General features: G+C 47.1%; 14 protein-coding genes. 13 read left to right on the top strand and 1 reads right to left on the bottom strand.

What is annotated here, in order from left to right:
- The first annotated feature begins 123 nt into the window (after nucleotides 1-123).
- The 11 genes from sdhA (at nucleotide 124) to ACFI32_RS01865 (ending at nucleotide 16,362) form a co-directional block, all read left to right on the top strand.
- Entirely contained in the window at nucleotides 124-1,974 is a 1,851-nt protein-coding gene (gene sdhA, locus ACFI32_RS01915; protein WP_462624797.1) for a succinate dehydrogenase flavoprotein subunit, read from the top strand.
- 174 nt (nucleotides 1,975-2,148) lie between these two features.
- Nucleotides 2,149-2,859 (top strand): succinate dehydrogenase iron-sulfur subunit, encoded by a 711-nt coding sequence (locus tag ACFI32_RS01910; RefSeq protein WP_462624796.1) that lies wholly within the window; start codon nucleotides 2,149-2,151, stop codon nucleotides 2,857-2,859.
- Between the two features lie 865 nt (nucleotides 2,860-3,724).
- Nucleotides 3,725-6,589 (top strand): 2-oxoglutarate dehydrogenase E1 component, encoded by a 2,865-nt coding sequence (locus tag ACFI32_RS01905; protein ID WP_462624795.1) that lies wholly within the window; start codon nucleotides 3,725-3,727, stop codon nucleotides 6,587-6,589.
- A 139-nt stretch (nucleotides 6,590-6,728) separates the two neighbouring features.
- Complete coding sequence (gene odhB / locus ACFI32_RS01900) at nucleotides 6,729-7,970, top strand: 2-oxoglutarate dehydrogenase complex dihydrolipoyllysine-residue succinyltransferase (protein ID WP_462624794.1); 1,242 nt, start codon at nucleotides 6,729-6,731, stop codon at nucleotides 7,968-7,970.
- Between the two features lie 92 nt (nucleotides 7,971-8,062).
- On the top strand, nucleotides 8,063-8,416 hold the full coding sequence (locus tag ACFI32_RS01895; protein WP_462624793.1) for a hypothetical protein: 354 nt from the start codon (nucleotides 8,063-8,065) through the stop codon (nucleotides 8,414-8,416).
- 100 nt (nucleotides 8,417-8,516) lie between these two features.
- Nucleotides 8,517-9,968: a dihydrolipoyl dehydrogenase gene (lpdA, locus tag ACFI32_RS01890; protein WP_462624792.1), complete on the top strand. Its 1,452-nt coding sequence runs from the start codon at nucleotides 8,517-8,519 to the stop codon at nucleotides 9,966-9,968.
- A gap of 134 nt (nucleotides 9,969-10,102) precedes the next feature.
- Nucleotides 10,103-11,269 carry an ADP-forming succinate--CoA ligase subunit beta gene (gene sucC / locus ACFI32_RS01885; protein ID WP_462624791.1) on the top strand — a complete coding sequence of 389 codons (1,167 nt, stop codon included), beginning with the start codon at nucleotides 10,103-10,105 and terminating at the stop codon, nucleotides 11,267-11,269.
- A gap of 95 nt (nucleotides 11,270-11,364) precedes the next feature.
- Nucleotides 11,365-12,240, top strand: coding sequence for a succinate--CoA ligase subunit alpha (gene sucD, locus ACFI32_RS01880; RefSeq protein WP_462624790.1), 876 nt, complete (start codon nucleotides 11,365-11,367; stop codon nucleotides 12,238-12,240).
- Nucleotides 12,241-12,438: 198 nt separating this feature from the next.
- On the top strand, nucleotides 12,439-13,311 hold the full coding sequence (locus tag ACFI32_RS01875; protein ID WP_462624789.1) for a UTP--glucose-1-phosphate uridylyltransferase: 873 nt from the start codon (nucleotides 12,439-12,441) through the stop codon (nucleotides 13,309-13,311).
- A 4-nt stretch (nucleotides 13,312-13,315) separates the two neighbouring features.
- Nucleotides 13,316-14,959: a glucose-6-phosphate isomerase gene (pgi, locus tag ACFI32_RS01870; protein ID WP_462624788.1), complete on the top strand. Its 1,644-nt coding sequence runs from the start codon at nucleotides 13,316-13,318 to the stop codon at nucleotides 14,957-14,959.
- Nucleotides 14,960-14,985: 26 nt separating this feature from the next.
- On the top strand, nucleotides 14,986-16,362 hold the full coding sequence (locus ACFI32_RS01865; protein ID WP_462624787.1) for a UDP-glucose/GDP-mannose dehydrogenase family protein: 1,377 nt from the start codon (nucleotides 14,986-14,988) through the stop codon (nucleotides 16,360-16,362).
- Between the two features lie 121 nt (nucleotides 16,363-16,483).
- On the opposite strand, the gene ACFI32_RS01860 is transcribed toward ACFI32_RS01865, so the two are convergent.
- Nucleotides 16,484-17,995 carry a phosphohexomutase domain-containing protein gene (locus ACFI32_RS01860; protein ID WP_462624786.1) on the bottom strand — a complete coding sequence of 504 codons (1,512 nt, stop codon included), beginning with the start codon at nucleotides 17,993-17,995 and terminating at the stop codon, nucleotides 16,484-16,486.
- Nucleotides 17,996-18,163: 168 nt separating this feature from the next.
- Here ACFI32_RS01860 and mazG point away from each other — a divergent pair, with 168 nt between their 5' ends.
- Complete coding sequence (gene mazG, locus ACFI32_RS01855; RefSeq protein WP_462624785.1) at nucleotides 18,164-19,090, top strand: nucleoside triphosphate pyrophosphohydrolase; 927 nt, start codon at nucleotides 18,164-18,166, stop codon at nucleotides 19,088-19,090.
- Complete coding sequence (locus ACFI32_RS01850) at nucleotides 19,083-19,460, top strand: ComEA family DNA-binding protein (protein ID WP_462624784.1); 378 nt, start codon at nucleotides 19,083-19,085, stop codon at nucleotides 19,458-19,460. The genes mazG and ACFI32_RS01850 overlap by 8 nt, the downstream gene beginning before the upstream one ends.
- Nucleotides 19,461-19,612: the final 152 nt, after the last annotated feature.

Here is a 19,612-nt window from a genome sequence, read left to right as displayed (position 1 = left end):
TGTAGATTGTTTTTATGATGACAGGCACTGTACATATGGTCATCGGTATTAGGATGCCACCAGCACTGAACTGCCCAGTCAAGCAATTTGCTTATTTACTTCACAGGCATTAGGAAAACCGTAATGGCAACAAGACAAGACAATACGATTAGCAATATCAAGACCCTTAACTATGATGCCGTCATCGTTGGTGGTGGCGGTTCAGGTATGCGTGCTTCATTGCATTTAGCAGAATCAGGCATGAAAGTGGCGGTACTGACCAAGGTATTCCCAACCCGTTCACATACTGTTGCGGCGCAGGGCGGCATCGGTGCCAGCCTTGGTAACATGAGTAATGATAACTGGCATTTTCACTTTTATGACACTGTAAAAGGGTCAGATTGGCTCGGCGACCAAGACGCTATCGAATACATGTGCCGTGAAGCGCCAAAAGTGGTCTATGAGCTTGAGCACATGGGTATGCCGTTTGACCGTAACGAAGATGGCACCATTTATCAACGTCCGTTTGGCGGCCATACCTCAAACTATGGCGAAAAAGCAGTGCAACGCGCTTGTGCTGCTGCTGACCGTACTGGTCACGCGCTATTGCATACGCTATATCAAAAAAACCTACAGCAAGGCACTGAGTTCTTTATTGAGTGGATTGCGCTTGACTTGATCAAAGATGAAGCAGGTAACATCAACGGTGTTATCGCACTTGAGCAAGAGACAGGTACGGTTGCGGTATTCCAGTCACCAGTTACTGTGCTCGCTACAGGCGGCGCAGGTCGTATCTTTGCCGCCTCTACTAACGCCTATATCAACACAGGCGACGGTATTGGCATGGCAGTTCGTGCTGGTATCCCACTTCAAGATATGGAGTTCTGGCAGTTCCACCCAACAGGGGTACACGGTGCTGGCGTACTATTGACTGAAGGGTGCCGCGGTGAAGGTGCTATCTTGCGTAACAAAGATGGCGAAGCCTTCATGGAGCGGTATGCGCCAACGGTAAAAGATTTGGCACCACGTGACCTTGTATCGCGCTCTATGGACCAAGAAATCAAAGAAGGTCGCGGTTGTGGGCCTAACGCTGACCATATCGTGATGGATATGACCCATTTGGGTGTCGAAACCATCATGAAGCGTCTGCCTTCTGTGTTTGAGATTGGCAAAAACTTTGCCAACGTTGACATCACTAAAGAGCCGATTCCAGTTATCCCCACCATTCACTATATGATGGGCGGTATTCCAACGACGATTCATGGTCAAGTTGTGATGCCAGATTTAGAGGCGGGCACTGACGAAGACGGTTTGTATGCCAAAGGCAATGTGGTTAAAGGCCTATATGCTATTGGTGAGTGTGCGTGCGTCAGCGTACATGGTGCCAACCGTTTGGGTACCAACTCACTACTCGATTTGGTCGTGTTTGGTCGTGCCGCTGGTAAGCACATCGTTGATGAATTCCATCAAAATGACCATAACTATAAGCCACTTGATCCGCATGTACTTGATATCACGGTTGGTCGTTTGGACAAGTTACAACAGTCAACGTCAGGCTACAATGCGCAAGACGTGGCTGATGAGATTCGTACCACCATGCAGGTACATGCCAGTGTATTCCGTACACAAGCCATGATGGATGAAGGTGTTGAGAAAATCTTGGCACTGGGTGAGAAAGTTGAAAATATTCACTTGGGTGATAAGTCACAAGTATTTAACACCGCGCGTATCGAAGCATTTGAAGTGGCCAACTTGTACGAAGTTGCGAAAGCGACCATGATATCAGCCGCTAGCCGTCACGAAAGCCGCGGCGCACACAGTGTCTCTGATTATGATCGCCCAGAAGATGATGACTATGCACCAAACGGTCGTAATGATAACGACTGGATGAAGCATACCTTGTGGTATTCTGAAGGCAACCGCATCGTTTATAAACCCGTTCGCAAAGTGCCACTGACTGTTGACTATATTGAACCAAAAGTTCGTGTTTATTAATTTTAGATTACGCGCTTGATATCAACAGACAGCTTAAACGTTTTACCCTTTATTCATTTATTAAAAAGGTGATCGCCAGCGACAACACCATAGCAGCGTCAACAGAAGATTCATATTGATGCTGCCATGTACCCCCTGTTAGCCCGCCATCACCGACGTGTGGAGTTTAGCATTATGAGCCGAGGTACTCGCACCATCGAAATCTATCGCTACGATCCTGATGTGGACGCAGCGCCGCGCATGCAAACGTATACGATTGAATTACTTGATTCAGATCGTATGTTGCTTGACGTATTATTACGCCTAAAGAAAGAAGATGAAACCATCACCTTCCGCCGTTCTTGCCGTGAAGGTATTTGTGGTTCTGACGGCATGAACATCAATGGCAAAAATGGCCTTGCATGTCTTATCAACATGAACACGCTACCAGAGAAAGTAACGGTACGCCCATTACCAGGTTTGCCCGTGGTTCGTGATTTGGTTGTGGATATGAACCAGTTCTATGAGCAATATGAAAAGGTACACCCTTACTTAATCAACGATCAGCCAGCACCGCCAACCGAGCGTTTGCAGTCGCCTGCTGAGCGTGAAAAGTTAAATGGTTTGTATGAGTGTATCTTGTGTGCTTGCTGTTCAACCAGCTGCCCATCATTTTGGTGGAATCCTGATAAATTCCTAGGTCCATCAGCACTGCTGCATGCTTATCGCTTTGTGGCTGACAGCCGCGATGAAGATACTCAAGCGCGTCTGGCACGTTTGGACGATCCGTTCAGCTTATTCCGCTGCCGCGGTATCATGAACTGTGTGTCGGTATGTCCAAAAGGTCTCAACCCAACGCAGGCGATTGGTCACTTGCGTAATATGCTGATCGATCAAGCAGGTTAAGCCATTTAAATAGTAAAAAGTTATTGTGTTATCTAGAACACTACCCATGATGTGGGTGGTGTTTTTTTACACTTACGAGTCAGCTGGTGCTATCAGATGATGAACCTACAAGGCGTGTGTGAATCGCTCACTAACCGTATGTTGGTCATGTGTAAGAAAAGCCCTATTGATGCTGATCTAGCAGTATCATAAGTGTTCAAGTCTTGCTGCACTGAGTACCACGTTGTTATTGGCCGTATATGAACATATTGATATAAACATTATTATGAATGGTTTGCTTGATGTAAAAATTTCATGATACATATATATGCTCAAAGCTTTAGATTATTGATCAAATAAGCTGAGGTTTCGGTGCTCGATGTTGAGATGTAAAAAGCTGATTATTGAACAAACAAACTATGTTAGATATTGTTAGCATGTTATAATAGATAGCAGTGTATGTTCAGTACAAACAGTAGTGTTTGTCGATTAGAGCGCGACCTGTAAAATAAAAGACAGCCAGTGTATCGGCTTGCTAGAAAAGGTAATAGACACAGTAGATTCTGTCATTAATCAGACGCTACGTGTCCTTATAACGCTGATGTCAGTATATATAAGTAAGTATTGTGAAGCGCAGCAGTAAACCAGATCAAATATTCACAAATTATCTTAATGTATGCCGTTTATGACATAAAGTGGCTTGAAATCTGCGCGTCAGATATTTTTCAAACTGCTTTTTGATGCGTACGGCAACTGTCAGTAGGTTTTATATACCTAGCATGTCGTCTCTAATGTCATACGTTAAGGGCATCAGTGCCTAGAATACGACGAATCACGCAGTAATAAGCTCGACTCCATTCATTTATCTATCAAATAGACGATTATTATGAATAGTATAACTAAAGATGCAGCTGATGCAGCTCATACTGAACTTGCAGCTGATAATGCCTACTATATTGAATCCCTCTACGAACAATTCCTAGACGACCCAAACAGCGTTGACGCGGATTGGCAGTCTTACTTCCAGCAGTATCAATCCTCAAATGACGCTCAGCATAACGCGATTAAAGATCAGTTTTTGCTATTAGCGCGCAACCAAACCGCCAATAAAGGCACCGTTGTGGTTGAGGGCGCAGCAGCTGGAACGAACAACTGCGTTGATCCCAAACAGATGGGCGTACAGAAACTGATTTCTGCCTATCGTCGTCGCGGTCATCGCCGTGCTCAGCTGGATCCGCTTCAGCTTACCCCGCGCGCTGAAATTGAAGATTTGACCCTAGATTTTCATGGTCTTTCAGAATCTGATTTAGACACCATTTTCCCAACCAGCGACCTGAATATTGGTAAATCAGAAGCCACGCTACGTGAAATTATTGAAATCATGGAGCGCGTTTACTGCCGCCATATTGGCGTAGAGTACATGCATGTGACCACCAGCACAGAAAAGCGCTGGGTGGAACGTTACATGGAAACCAACCTCGGTCACATCGAATTTGATAACGAAAAGCGACTGTCTATTCTTGAGCGCTTGACTGCTGCTGAAGGCTTAGAGAAATATCTGGCCCGTAAATATACGGGCGTAAAACGCTTTGGTTTAGAGGGCGGTGAGAGCTTCATTCCTGCGGTTAACGAAATTATCCAGCGTGCTGGTAGCTACGGTACCAAAGAGATGGTTATCGGTATGGCTCACCGTGGTCGCCTTAACTTATTGGTCAATATTTTGGGTAAGAACCCAGCTGACCTATTTGATGAGTTCGATGGCAAAGTACAGCCAGAAAAAGGCTCAGGCGATGTAAAATACCATAATGGTTACTCCTCAAATGTGATGACGCCAGGCGGCGAAGCGCATTTGGCATTGGCCTTTAACCCATCGCATCTTGAAATTGTCTCGCCAGTATTGGAAGGCTCAGTACGCGCACGCCAAGTTCGTCGTCATGACACCACAGGTAACCTCGTATTGCCAATCGTGGTTCATGGTGATGCTGCTTTTGCTGGCCAAGGGGTGGTACAAGAAACCTTCCAGATGTCACAAACCCGCGCCTATACCACTGGCGGTACGCTACACATTGTTATCAACAACCAAGTGGGCTTTACCACCAGCCGCCAAGAAGATGCACGCTCAACCGAGTACTGTACTGATGTGGCAAAAATGGTACACGCGCCCATCTTACATGTAAACGGTGATGATCCTGAGTCTGTGGTATTTGCTGCCCAATTGGCACTAGACTATCGTCATGAGTTTGGTAAAGATATCATCATTGACTTGTTCTGCTATCGCCGCAACGGCCACAATGAAGCCGATGAGCCATCAGCGACTCAGCCACTCATGTATGCCATTATCAAAAAGCTACCGACCACTCGCGCAATGTATGCCAAAAAGTTGATCGCCGAGGGTATCATCACTAGTGATGGCGAAACCAAATATGAAGACGAATACCGTGAGTCACTCGATCGCGGTGAATACGTGGTTAACTCTTTGGTACTTGAGCCAAACGAAGCCTTATTCGTGAACTGGAAGCCCTACTTAGGTCATGACTTGGTCGATGATTGGGATACCAGTGTTGATATTGAAAAACTAAAAGCCTATGGTCGCCGTATGGCTGAAATCCCAGCGGATTTCAAGCTACAACGTCAGGTACAAAAAGTCGTTGATCAACGCTTAGCGATGCAAACAGGTGAAGAACCGTTAAACTGGGGCGCTGCTGAGACGTTGGCCTATGCCTCATTGGTCGACCATGATGATGTCTTAGTCCGCATTACAGGTGAAGATGTGGGCCGCGGTACGTTCTCACACCGTCATAGTGAATTGTATAACACCAATGATGGCAGCATGTATGTGCCGCTTGCACACATGAGCGAAGATCAAGCCCGTTTTGCGACCTATAACTCGCTGCTATCAGAAGAAGCGGTATTGGCCTTTGAATATGGCTATGCCACCACTGTGCCAAACGCATTGATCGTTTGGGAAGCGCAGTTTGGTGATTTCGTCAACGGTGCACAGGTTGTGATTGACCAGTTCATCTCTAGCGGTGAGACCAAGTGGCAGCGCGTTTGCGGTTTGACCATGTTGCTACCACACGGCTTTGAAGGCCAAGGCCCTGAGCATTCTTCAGCCCGTCTTGAGCGTTTCTTACAGTTGTGTGCCGAAGACAACATGCAGGTCATCACACCGACCACCCCAGCGCAGATTTACCACGCCTTGCGTCGTCAAGCTGTGCGTCCGATCCGTAAGCCATTGATTGTGATGTCACCAAAGAGCTTGCTGCGTCATAAGCTTGCGACTTCTACGCTTGAAGAGCTTGCTGATGGTAAGTTTGAAACGGTACTACCTGAGATCGATCAGCACAACGCCGAAGCAGTCACGCGTTTGGTCTTGTGCGGTGGTAAGGTTTACTATGATTTGCTTGAGCAGCGCCGCGCCCTTGGTCTTGACCACGTCGCCATTGTCCGTATTGAACAGCTCTATCCACTACCAGAAGCTCGCTTGATCGCTGAAATTGAAAAATACAGCAACCTAGCTGAGATTGTTTGGACGCAAGAAGAGCCACTCAACCAAGGCGCTTGGTATTACCTTGCACCAGACATGTACCGCATCGTGGTACCGCACCCAACCAAAGCAAAAGTACTAGAACCTGTTGCCCGCCCGGCGAGCGCCGCTCCTGCGACTGGCTCTGCAAAATTACATATTCAGCAGCAACAAGCACTGATCGCTGGTGGTCTTGGCGTGAGTGTGGACGAGCTGGCTAAATAAGATAAATTTATCAGGCGATAGGCGCTTGAGGTCTCGCATTATTCATTGGGTGGCTAAATAGCTATACCACCTTGATACCTCAGGCGCGCTGTCACGACTTAATAATAAATAGCAGTATCCAAATCTAAGGAGTATATCGATGGCTGAAATCAATGCCCCCGTTTTTCCAGAATCAGTTGCCGATGGCACGATTGTTGAATGGCATGTCACTGAAGGCCAGCAAGTCAGCCGTGACGATTTGCTAGCTGAAATTGAAACTGACAAAGTAGTATTAGAAGTAGTTGCCCCTGACAACGGCGTGTTGACCAAAATCATCAAGCAAGTCGATGACACGGTTGAATCAGCTGATTTGATCGCAGAGTTCGAAGCAGGCGCTAGCGCCGAAGCGGCTCCTACGGTTGATGCTGATCAACCCGCAGCACCTGTACAGCCAAAACAAGCAGCTGATGGCGGTGAGCCCGTTCAAGTTACTGATAAAAAAGACAGCGTTGAAGCCGATCACAAAGATCAAAGCCCAGCAGTTCGCAAAGCCGCTAAAGAAAGCGGTGTTGATCCAAGCACTGTCGAAGGCAGTGGCCGCGGTGGCCGTGTGACCAAAACAGATATGGCAAACCCAACGCTCAAAGCAGACAGCAGCATCACCTCTGATAGCGGTCGTCCTGTTGCTGAATCCATGGGCGAGCGCACAGAGAAGCGTGTACCAATGACTCGCTTGCGTAAGCGTGTGGCTGAGCGTCTATTGTCAGCGTCACAAGATACTGCCATGTTGACGACGTTTAACGAAGTGAACATGAAGCCATTGATGGATATGCGTGCTAAGTACAAAGATCGTTTTGAGAAACGTCATGGTGTACGTCTTGGCTTTATGTCTCTGTTCGTACGTGCTGCAACCGAAGCACTAAAACGCTTCCCAGCAGTCAACGCCTCACTAGACGGCGATGACATCGTATATCACGGCTTCTACGATATCGGTGTTGCGGTATCTTCAGATCGCGGCTTGGTTGTCCCTGTATTGCGTGATACTGACAAAATGAGCATGGCGGATGTAGAGAGCAAAATTCGTGAACTTGGTGGCCTTGCTCAAAAAGGCAAACTGGGTCTAGACGATATGACTGGTGGTACGTTCACCATCTCAAACGGCGGCGTATTTGGTTCACTTATGTCAACGCCTATCTTGAACCCACCACAAACCGCTATCTTGGGTATGCACGCGATCAATGAACGTCCAATGGCAGTCAATGGTCAGGTTGAAATCCTGCCAATGATGTATCTTGCCCTATCTTACGATCACCGTATGATTGATGGTAAAGAAGCGGTGCAGTTCTTGGTCACGATCAAAGAATTGGTCGAAGACCCATCATTACTGCTACTAGACCTATAAGGTCGTAAGCTTGTATTGGCAATCGCTGATACAAGCTTTTTTGATAACGGATATGTAGCCTTAAGATGCAATCTATCTAGTATGGTGGTTCTATGAACTTTTCTGAAGCGCTCTGTAGCTTACCAAATGTTAACCTAACAAAAGAACAGGTAAATGAGCTACATAAAAAACTAGAAAACTTAGAAGTTTTTTTTAATGAAAATTATGAAGATAATGATGAGTTTGCTTCAGATTTTGTGAATAAGTTTTCGATATTGCTTGAACACTATGGTTTCGGTATCGATTCACACGAAAGTTTTCTCGATAAGCTGTATGAAGTGAAAGAATTCAAAGGTTTGGCAGCTAATATCATCATTATGATTCGTAATGTCAGTGATGAATATGGTTTTTGTGAACTCACTTATGAACAAATGATCGAAGAGTTGCAAAATGACTCAGAATATTAGTCAGTTGATATCTTCTGATTTTTGATTTTATTAATATCATTGAAGATGGTATCTGGTTATATAAAACTACATTCTTTATAAGAAATTCAAGGTTTATATTATGAAAGACAATTATGATTTGGTCGTTATCGGCGGCGGTCCTGGTGGTTATGAAGCCGCCATTCGTGCAGCACAGCTTGGTATGAGCGTCGCTTGTATCGAAAAGCGTGTTTATAAAGGTGAGCCTGCGCTTGGTGGTACCTGCTTGAACGTGGGTTGTATTCCATCAAAAGCCTTGCTTGACAGCTCACACCGCTATGAAGCCACCAAGCATGAGCTTGGCGAGCATGGCATCAGCACTGGCGATGTGGCTATCGATATCGAGCAAATGATTGCTCGTAAAGAAGGCATTGTTAAGCAGTTGACAGGTGGTGTTGCCGCCTTATTAAAAGGCAATGGTGTTGAGTGGCTACAAGGTTGGGGTACGCTAGTAGACGGCAAAGGCGCGGACAAAAAAGTGAAGTTCACCGCACTTGCTGATGATAGTGAAAGTACCATCACTGCCAAAAATGTCATTCTTGCGGCAGGTTCTGTACCTATTGATATTCCTGTTGCCAAAACTGACGGCGATCGTATCGTTGATTCTACTGGCGCATTGGACTTTACCGAAGTACCTAAGCGTTTAGGCGTGATCGGCGCAGGCGTGATTGGTCTTGAGCTTGGTTCAGTATGGCGTCGCCTAGGCAGTGAAGTGGTGGTATACGAAGCACTACCAAGTTTCTTGGCGGCTGCTGATAAAGACGTGTCAAAAGAAGCGGGTAAACTGCTGAAAAAACAAGGCCTTGATATCCGCGTTGATACCAAAGTAACCAATGCTGAAGTGCAAGGTGACGAAGTGGTTGTCACCAGTGAGCACAAAGGCGAATCAACTGAAATGCGTTTTGACAAGCTGATCGTTTGTGTTGGCCGCCGCGCGTATGCCGAAAAATTATTGGGCGAAGACAGTGGTTTGCAATTGACTGAGCGCGGCTTGATTGACGTTGATGATCAGTGCAAGACCAACCTTGACGGCGTTTATGCCATCGGTGATTTGGTACGTGGCCCAATGCTTGCGCACAAAGCCATGGAAGAAGGCATGATGGCGGTTGAGCGCATTCATGGCGAAAAAGCACAAGTCAATTATGATACCATCATCAATGTTATTTATACGCATCCAGAGATCGCATGGGTTGGTTTGACTGAGCAAGAAGCGACTGAAGCGGGCTACGAAGTCAAAACAGGCTCATTCAACTTAGCGGCTAATGGTCGTGCTCTAGCACAAAGCGAGGCACAAGGCTCTATCAAAGTCGTTGCTGATGCTAAGACAGATCGTCTCCTTGGCATGCATGCAGTGTCTGTAGGCGCAGGCGATATCGTTCATCAAGGTATGATTGCGATGGAGTTTGTCTCTAGTATTGAAGACTTGCAGCTGATGACGTTTGCGCATCCAACCGTATCAGAAGCGGTACATGAAGCCGCATTATCAGCTGACGGCCGCGCGATCCACGCCATTCAGCGTAAAAAGCGTAAGTAAAGCACGTATGACCCTGAGGACACCATAGTGCCATTATGATGGGCGCTGTGGTATTGTCATGCGGACGTGGGCGCAAAATGCGCACGCTCGCATTTTCACTTTTTATTAATTGTAAAAAATAAAGGATACAATCAATGAATTTACATGAGTATCAAGCAAAAGAGCTATTAAAAAGCTACGGATTGCCAATTCAAGAAGGCATTATCGCCAACAATGGCGACGAAGCTGCTGCTGCTTTTGATAAAACGCCAACGGATATTGCCGTTATCAAAGCGCAAGTACACGCTGGTGGCCGTGGTAAAGCGGGCGGCGTAAAGCTGGTTAAGACTCGTGAAGAAGCCAAGCAAGTTGCTGAAGAGTTGATCGGTACGAACCTAGTCACGTTCCAGACTGATGCTGATGGTCAGCCAGTAAACTTTGTATTGGTTGCAGAAGATATGTATCCAGTACAAACTGAGCTATATCTTGGTGCAGTTGTAGATCGTGCGACTCGCCGTGTAACCTTCATGGCCTCTACTGAAGGCGGCGTAGACATTGAAGAAGTAGCGCACAGCACACCAGAGAAAATCTTCAAAGTAAACGTTGATCCTTTAGTGGGTTTGATGCCTTTTCAAGCACGTGATGTTGCATTCAAGCTGGGTCTTGAAGGCAAGCAGATCAATCAGTTCGTTAAATTGATGACGGGCGCTTACAAAGCCTTTGTTGAAAATGATTTTGCACTAATGGAAATCAACCCATTAGCCGTACGCGAAAACGGCGAAATCGTTTGTGTTGATGGCAAAATTGGCATCGATTCAAACGCGCTATATCGTCTACCAAAAATCGCCGCGCTACAAGACAAAACCCAAGAAAACGAGCGTGAGCTGAAAGCGGCTGAGTTTGACCTAAACTATGTTGCCCTAGAAGGTAACATCGGTTGTATGGTAAACGGTGCTGGTCTTGCTATGGCGACTATGGACATCATCAAATTGTACGGCGGCAAGCCTGCTAACTTCTTGGACGTTGGCGGCGGCGCAACCAAAGATCGCGTTGTTGAAGCGTTCAAAATTATCCTTGAAGACAGCAGTGTTGAAGGCGTTCTAATCAACATCTTTGGTGGTATCGTACGCTGTGACATGATCGCAGAAGCGATTATCGCGGCGGTAAAAGAAGTTGATGTACAAGTTCCTGTGGTCGTACGTTTAGAAGGTAACAACGCTGAGAAAGGCGCGCAGATCCTAGAAGAGTCTGGTCTAAAATTGATTTCAGCTCAAGGTCTTTCTAACGCTGCACAAAAAATTGTCGACGCTGTTAAAGCGTAATAGCCAAAGCGTAATGATGGCTGCTTATTATGAAGCCAATAACCGCTGATATTTAGTGCCATCATTACAAGACAACCGAATACAAGGAAAACATAATGAGTGTATTAATTGGTAAAGATACCAAAGTATTGGTACAAGGTTTCACTGGTAAAAACGGTACGTTCCATTCAGAACAAGCCATCGAATACGGCACCAAAGTTGTTGGCGGCGTAACCCCAGGTAAAGGCGGTCAAACGCACCTAGGCCTGCCAGTATTCAACACAATGGCGGAAGCTATGGAAGCAACGCAAGCGGATGCTTCTGTGATCTACGTACCAGCTCCATTTGTACTAGACTCTATCGTTGAAGCGATCGATGCTGGCGTTAAATTGATCGTCGTAATCACTGAAGGTGTACCGACTCTTGATATGCTAAAAGCAAAACGCTATCTTGAAGAAGCGGGTGATGTGCGCATGGTTGGTCCTAACTGCCCAGGCGTTATCACACCAGGCGAATGCAAAATCGGCATCATGCCAGGCCATATCCATCAGCCAGGTAAAGTGGGCATCATCTCACGCTCTGGTACCTTGACTTATGAAGCAGTAGCACAGACTACTAAGCTTGGTTTTGGTCAGTCTACCTGTATCGGTATCGGTGGTGATCCTATCCCTGGTATGAACCAGATTGACGCGCTAAAACTGTTCCAAGACGATCCACAAACCGAAGCCATCATCCTCATCGGTGAGATCGGTGGTACTGCTGAAGAAGAAGCGGCTGCTTATATCAAAGACCATGTGACCAAACCTGTTGTTGGTTATATTGCTGGTGTTACGGCTCCTGAAGGCAAGCGTATGGGTCATGCTGGTGCGATTATCTCTGGTGGTCAAGGTACTGCTGAAGAAAAATTCAAAGCCTTTGAAGATGCGGGCATCGCGTACACACGCGATCCATCTAAACTTGGTGACAAGCTAAAAGAAGTTACTGGCTGGTAAGTCGTTAACCGGTTTTAGTCTCTACTGAGTAAATCATCTTGATATCACAGAAAGGCACTCCTACAATGGGGTGTCTTTTTTTGTTTAAAAATAAATCAGCTGATTGGTTTATGGATCATAGTACCGACGTAATGTGTTTTTATTTGCGGTTTATTAGGTTCTTTCTTTAATGCACGCCTTGAGTACGGTCTGATATTTATGAAAAAAATCACTCACGCAGTCATTCCTGTTGCAGGATTTGGCACGCGCATGCTCCCACTGTCTAAATCTGTACCCAAAGAACTATTGCCTTTAGGCAATCGTCCTGCCATCCATTATGTTGTCGAAGAGGCAATCGCAGCAGGTATCAAACATATTGTCTTGGTTGGACATGCGCAAAAAAGTGCCATTGAAAACTATTTTGATATCAATGCGGAGCTGGATCATCAACTGCGGAATAAAGGCAAAGATGAGTTGGCTGATAGCTTGAATTGGCTACCAGAAGAGGTGACTGTATCAGTGATTCGACAAGGCAAGGCTTTAGGCCTTGGTCATGCAGTACTGGCAGCAAAACCCATCATCGGCGAACATGATTTTGCTGTTTTATTGCCTGATGTGGTGCTTGATCCATTTGCAAACGATATGTCTGCTGATAACTTGGCCTTTATGATCGATCAGTTTGCGCAAAACAGCTACTCTCAAATACTAGTAGACGAAGTGGCGGACGAAGATGTACATAAGTATGGCATCGCAAAACTCAGTGACGCTCAAGATATGACTGAACAAAATAATGCCAATGTTAGCTTTAAAGTGGTAGGTTTTGTCGAAAAACCCAGTCTATCAGAAGCGCCCTCTAAGCTTGCGGTCGTAGGACGTTATGTGTTCAGTCATCATATTTTTGATTATTTAGCTAAAACAAAAGCCTCTGTCGGTGGCGAGATTCAACTCACCGATGCTATTGATGCGTTGATCAGCGAATATGGGGTTCACGTAACAACCATGCGCGGTGACAGCTATGATGCTGGAGACATGCAATCATATATGCAGGCCTTTATCTATTTTGCGCAGCAGCAGCTGACTGTCAGTGAGTGATGATATGGATAGTGATGGCGATAAGCTGAAAGCGACGTATTGGGCACAGTTAGAGCAGCTTGCCGCGCAGCAGTGGTCGATTGAAGCATTATTTGCTAGCAGTGAGACACGTACTGAGCACTTTAGCGCGCAGACAGGTGCACTCTATATGGACTATAGCAAGCAGTGCATTGATGAAGCTGTATTTAGCGCATTATTAACATTGGCTGATAGCTGTGATTTGAAGTCGCGTATTGATGCATTGCTGCAAGGTGCAAAGGTTAATACCAGTGAAGCGCGGCCAGCGCTACATACCGCGCTGCGGCTACCAAAAGGGTCAATCTTGCAGGTGGGTGAGCAAGATGTGGCCACTGATGTAGCGCGTAGCCTGATGCATGTTGAGCGTTTATCGCAGCGTATTCGTCAAGGGACATGGCGCGGATTTTCAGGGAAAGCGATTACTGATGTGGTTAATCTGGGTGTGGGTGGTTCTGATTTGGGGCCGCTGATGGCCGCTCAAGCCCTTGATGAGTGGGCAGATACCGATATTGATGTCCACTTTATTTCCAATATGGATGGCAGTCAACTCGATAACCTGCTCAAACGTTTGCGACCTGAAACCACGTTATTTATCATTTCATCCAAGTCTTTTGGCACCGTTGACACCTTATCCAATGCCAAAACAGCATTGTCTTGGTTGCTGGCAACTGAAGTACGAAGCGCAGGCAGCAAAGACAGCGTATTACGGCGTCATTTTATCGGTATCTCTGCCAACACTGAGAAAATGAGCGCTTGGGGCATTCATCCTGAGAATCAGTTATTACTATGGGACTGGGTAGGCGGTCGCTTCTCGTTATGGTCAGCGATTGGACTGACCATTGCCATACGGATCGGTATGGACAATTTTCGCGCGCTGCTTGCGGGTGCGCACAGTATGGATGTGCATTTTGCCACGGCAGACTTTACTGATAATTTGCCAGTTATTTTGGGCTTGCTGGCGGTCTGGAACAGTACTTTTTTACACATTCATGCGCATACGGTACTGCCCTATGATGGACGTTTGGGCTACTTGCCCAGCTATTTGACTCAGCTTGAGATGGAAAGTAATGGCAAGTCAGTCACCCACAGCGGCGTGCATATTGACTATAACACCTGTCCTATCCTGTGGGGTGAGGTGGGCTCAAATGCCCAGCACGCTTTTTATCAGCTGCTGCATCAAGGCACCCAGCAGGTGTCTTGCGATTTTATTGCCTGCGTGCGTCACTATAGCCGTGATATGCAAAACGATTCGCTACAACAGCAGCATGAGCTGTCACTTGCCAATTGTTTGGCTCAAAGCCGCGTGTTGGCCTTTGGTAATGCAGCCATTAATAATGATGGTACCACCTCAGCCGCCGATAAGTATAAGCGCTACCGTGGCAACCAGCCATCGACGACCTTATTGATTGATGAGCTGACGCCGCATAGTTTGGGGGCGTTGATCGCTTTGTATGAACACAAGGTGTACGTGATGGCTAGCATTTGGGACATCAATCCCTTTGATCAATGGGGCGTTGAGATGGGTAAGCAGATGGCTGAGTCAGTTTATCAGGCGCTGCATCAAGACTATCAGCCTGCTTTTGACAGCTCTACCAACCAGCTACTGGCGCATATTCGTCAGCGCGCTTAATATTTTTTATGTGATAAGGCGATTGTATGACCACCGAGGCAATGTTTGCGGCAACTTCACACCCTGATCATGCTGCTGTGTGCGTGGTTATTGGTCATTGCATTGAAGCCATTACCAGTACAGTCGTGCTGGCCAGCTTGCGTCATCCCGTTCACTTGTATGCCAATATAGAAGTGCTGGATCAGCAGTTGCAGCAGTATGGTTTTGAGCATCACCTGCAAGCGCTGTGGCAAATGTATATCCAGCAGCAGGATATTGTCGTCCATGCACTGCCCGATATGGCAGACAGCATCATCACCACGTATGAGTCGGTAAAACGGCCAATAACTGATGAGAGAACTGATAACGACACACCAAAAGCAGCGTTGTATTGGTTGTTTTTGGACAGCATCCAACAGCGGTGGCCAAATGACCGCTGGGTCATGGCATTCAACCGCAGTGCGCAACAAAACTGTCCCGTGATTATCAGTGGTATTGAGCAGCTTGGCTATATGGCAGACTTGGCAGCGCGTTTGCAGCGGGCTTGGGTGTACTATGTGCCGTTCGTGTTTTTGCAAGACGGCGAGGCCTATAGCTCCATGCTCACCCCGTCGTTATGGCTGCTTGGCGAAAAAACCCCTGACAGCAGTCAACATATCAAGCCCTTACAGCCACTAATGCAGCACGCACGTGCTTATCATCATGCCGACATCGCCACCATTGAGTTTGCCCGTAGTAGTATCATGGCGATGCTGGCCACGCGGGTGAGTTTTATGAATGAGCTGTCACGTCTTGCTGACAGTCAGCAGGTAGACATTGGACAAGTCAGCCAAATCATGGGGCTTGATAGGCGTATTGGGGACAGTTATTTGCAAGCAGGATGGGGGTTTGGCGGTAATACGTTGCCCACTGAATTGAACAAACTACAGCAGACAGGCAAACATAAAAGCGTGACCATGCCTTTGCTGAACGCGGTATTACACATCAACCGCGATCAAAAAGAGTTGATATTTCGCAAGTTTTGGCGTTATTTTGATGGGTTTATTGATAACAAAACGGTGATGATTTGGGGCGGCAGCTACAAATCAGGTTCAGGTCGCACCGCGAAGTCAGCCATTCACCCGCTACTGGCACTACTGTGGTCGTATAACATTCAAACCCTAGTCTATGGGGATAAGGCAAAAACAGAACTTGCCGAGCAATATGAGGCAGAGCCGCTATTGACGCTTGTAGACAGCCCTTATCAACATTTGAGCAAGGCACAAGCTATTTTTATCATCAGCTGGTCTGATCAAGACCGTCTTGATACAGCGCAAATCAATCAGCAAGCCATGCCCATATTTGATGCGCAAAATGCCCTCACGCCTGTTCAAATTGCCTCTTTAGTCGGAGACTATATTGGGATTGGACGCAGTAATATATAAGCTGGATCAAACATCACTGCGGAACACACCCTATCAGACAACGTTTACCAACACGTGATAGAACGAATAATAGGGCGGATGCGGTGTCCCACAGGGTGGTTAATGAGGCTAAGGTTAGGCTTTAAGCTGGTACAGCCCCTTTGGTTATGAGCCAGTCTTGGATCTCGCGGGTTTTGGTGGCTAGCAGCGTCTCATCACCACGGGTTTCGATATTCAGGCGAATCAGTGGCTCAGTGTTAGATGCGCGCAAATTAAAGCGCCAGCTGTCAAAATCCAAACTTAAGCCATCAAGCGTTGACTTGCTTGGGTTTTGCGCACCAAATTTGGCCTCAATAGCTGTAATGATGTGCTGCGCATCATGGTCTGTCAGTTTAAAGTTCAGCTCGCCTGAGCTTGGGTAGGCTTTGATATAATCGCTGACCAGTGCAGACAGCTGCTTACCTGTGACTGAGAGCAGCTCTATGGTTAATAACCACGGAATCATGCCACTGTCACAATAACAAAAGTCGCGAAAGTAATGATGGGCGGACATCTCGCCGCCATAGATAGCCCCTGACTCGCGCATCACTTGCTTGATAAAGGAATGCCCTGATTTGCTAATGGCAGCCCGTCCTTGGTGTGCGTCAATCACCGCTTCAGTGTTATAGAGCACCCGTGGGTCATAAACAATCGTCTCATGGGGATGCTTGTTTAAAAATGCTTGCGCGAGCATACCTACCACATAACTGCCGTCGATGAATTGACCCGTTTCATCAAACAAAAAGCAACGGTCAAAATCACCATCAAAGGCGATACCCATATCCGCTTGCTGCGCCAGCACGGCTTGCTGCGTCGCTTGTCTGTTGGCAATAATCATTGGGTTGGGAATGCCATTTGGAAAACTGCCGTCAGGTGTATGATGCAGGGTGATGATCTCGATGGGTGCACCTGCCTCGATCAAGCGCCGCTGCAACAAATCAACCACGGGGCCTGCGCTACCGTTACCTGAATTGATGACCAGCTTGAGCGGTTTTAGCGTTGCTATATCAACAAAGTGCATCAGACGATGAATATAAGCCTGCTTATCCGTTTTTAGCTGGTATGCGCCTGTAGATGACACCGCAGCAAATAGACCAGATTCGGCCAGTGATTGAATCTCTGCTAAGCCACTATCGGCACTGATTGGTTTGGACTGTTCTCGAACCAGTTTTAGGCCGTTATAATTAATGGGATTGTGGCTGGCTGTCACCTCGATACCGCCTAAAGCCAAATAGTGACTGGTGGCGAAATACACCTCCTCGGTGCCAGTCATGCCCAGATCAATCACATCCACACCAGCATCCATAATACCGCGTAGAGTCGCTTGTTTTAACGTCTCACTGGACTGACGAATATCGCTACCAATCACAATCGCTGGAGTCAACTCAATGAATGATTGCTCAGTCGCTGCATGGTAGCGCGCGGCTAAAATTTGTGCAAAAGCGCGGCCGATGCGGTAAGCGATGTCTTCGTTAAGTGAAACCCCAAGCTCACCGCGGATATCATAGGCCTTAAACGAGTCAATGGTAATGGGCAGAAAATGAGTCGGTGGCTGATAATTGACACGCGTAGTAGACGCGTTACTATTGTCAAAAGCAGGATCAGAAATGGGCATGAGGACAAGGTTCCTTGTGCTTGGGCATAAAAGTAAAGTTGATGCGGTGATGATAACGCCATGATCATTCGATGATACACTATTCTCAGTGTTCAACCTATGTCAGCATCAGCAGGAGGATACCGCTGATGTTTGACTTATCTTAATCTATCAATGAGCGTACCCATTATGACCATATCGCAGACGACCAGTGCCGACGCTAATCAGCCAACCCATCTTGTAACGCCGCCAACGCCTGTAGCAGGTACCCCTGATGCCAGTGGCCAGCTGTCTGATTTACTGGCATTAATGGCACGTCTGCGGGTTGATTGCCCGTGGGACAAAAAGCAGACCAATCATAGCCTTATTCCCTATGCTATCGAGGAGGCTTATGAGCTGGGTGAAGCTGTACAAAGTGATGATGACGAAGACATCAAAGGCGAGCTTGGCGATGTGCTGCTGCAGGTGGTGTTTCATTGTCAGATGTATGCTGAGCAAGGCCGCTTTGATATCAGTGATGTCATTACCACCTTACAAGAAAAGCTGATTCGCCGTCATCCACATGTGTTTGAAGCTGAAACGCTCACTGATGATGCTGCCGTCAAAACGCGCTGGGATGAAATCAAAGCCGAGGAAGCGGAAGTACGCCGTACTCGCGGCAAACCACGTCGCCGTTTGGACAGTGTCAAAGCGGGCAGCGCGCTGATGCAAGCGCAGGATTTGCAAAAGCAGGCGGCTAAGCTGGGCTTTGACTGGGAGGATATAGAGGGCGCGGTCGAGAAGCTTGACGAAGAAATTGCAGAGCTAAAGGCCCTTTTGCCTCAAGCACAAACAGAGCCCCAGAGCGCTACTGAAGAGACAGAGACCGACGATACCAGTGTCGTCACTCGCCAAAAGGAGATCGAAAAAGAGCTGGGTGATTGCTTGTTTGCGCTGGTTAATGTTGCGCGTAAGCTCGACATGGATGCAGAAGCGGCGGGGTTGACCTGCGTGCATAAGTTCAAATCGCGCTTTGGTTATATTGAAGCAAAGCTTGCCGCCGCAGGCAAGCAGGTAGAGGACAGTACGCTCGCTGAAATGGATGCCTTATGGGAAGCCGCCAAGCAGCATGAATAAATCAGTTTATGCCAATGGCCTGAGTTTTTTGCGGGTTGGCCTGATTGTCTTGGGGACGCTGTGTTGCTTGACTGCCCAAGCCGTTCAAGCCGCGAGCTGTTTTGCCGATGCGCGCCACGCTTATCAGCACTTACTCACGCAACAGAAACATGATAGCCAGCAGCGTAAAGAGCCAGTCATCAATATCAATCGTGCTGGTGAGGGCGAGCTGACCACGCTGCACGGTATTGGCAGCAAAAAAGCACAGGCCATTGTCCTTTATCGTGACATGTTTGGCCGCTTTACGCGTGTAGAGGATTTGGCAAAGGTGAAAGGCATTGGCACAAAAACGGTTGAAAAAAACCGTGAGCGCCTGCGAGTGCACGATTAAAGCGCGTGCATATATCGTGCCGATACAATCGATAAACTACCGTTACGGTGATCTACTGCTGGTTACTGGCGGTTATTCATATCAGAATGATAAATATACCGAATACTGACAAAATAGCCAGTAAGATACCCTCATAACACCCCCAGCGCATG

It is taken from the genome of Psychrobacter sp. PSi21 (genome assembly GCF_054960615.1).
Note: the sequence above shows the minus strand (reverse complement) of the source record. Positions and strands in the feature narration are given on the sequence as shown.

Coding starts and splice junctions, on each gene's coding strand:
- sdhA (WP_462624797.1), top strand. CDS start 124: ATGGCAACAAGACAAGACAATACGATTAGCAATATCAAGACCCTTAAC.
- ACFI32_RS01910 (WP_462624796.1), top strand. CDS start 2,149: ATGAGCCGAGGTACTCGCACCATCGAAATCTATCGCTACGATCCTGAT.
- ACFI32_RS01905 (WP_462624795.1), top strand. CDS start 3,725: ATGAATAGTATAACTAAAGATGCAGCTGATGCAGCTCATACTGAACTT.
- odhB (WP_462624794.1), top strand. CDS start 6,729: ATGGCTGAAATCAATGCCCCCGTTTTTCCAGAATCAGTTGCCGATGGC.
- ACFI32_RS01895 (WP_462624793.1), top strand. CDS start 8,063: ATGAACTTTTCTGAAGCGCTCTGTAGCTTACCAAATGTTAACCTAACA.
- lpdA (WP_462624792.1), top strand. CDS start 8,517: ATGAAAGACAATTATGATTTGGTCGTTATCGGCGGCGGTCCTGGTGGT.
- sucC (WP_462624791.1), top strand. CDS start 10,103: ATGAATTTACATGAGTATCAAGCAAAAGAGCTATTAAAAAGCTACGGA.
- sucD (WP_462624790.1), top strand. CDS start 11,365: ATGAGTGTATTAATTGGTAAAGATACCAAAGTATTGGTACAAGGTTTC.
- ACFI32_RS01875 (WP_462624789.1), top strand. CDS start 12,439: ATGAAAAAAATCACTCACGCAGTCATTCCTGTTGCAGGATTTGGCACG.
- pgi (WP_462624788.1), top strand. CDS start 13,316: ATGGATAGTGATGGCGATAAGCTGAAAGCGACGTATTGGGCACAGTTA.
- ACFI32_RS01865 (WP_462624787.1), top strand. CDS start 14,986: ATGACCACCGAGGCAATGTTTGCGGCAACTTCACACCCTGATCATGCT.
- ACFI32_RS01860 (WP_462624786.1), bottom strand. CDS start 17,995: ATGCCCATTTCTGATCCTGCTTTTGACAATAGTAACGCGTCTACTACG.
- mazG (WP_462624785.1), top strand. CDS start 18,164: ATGACCATATCGCAGACGACCAGTGCCGACGCTAATCAGCCAACCCAT.
- ACFI32_RS01850 (WP_462624784.1), top strand. CDS start 19,083: ATGAATAAATCAGTTTATGCCAATGGCCTGAGTTTTTTGCGGGTTGGC.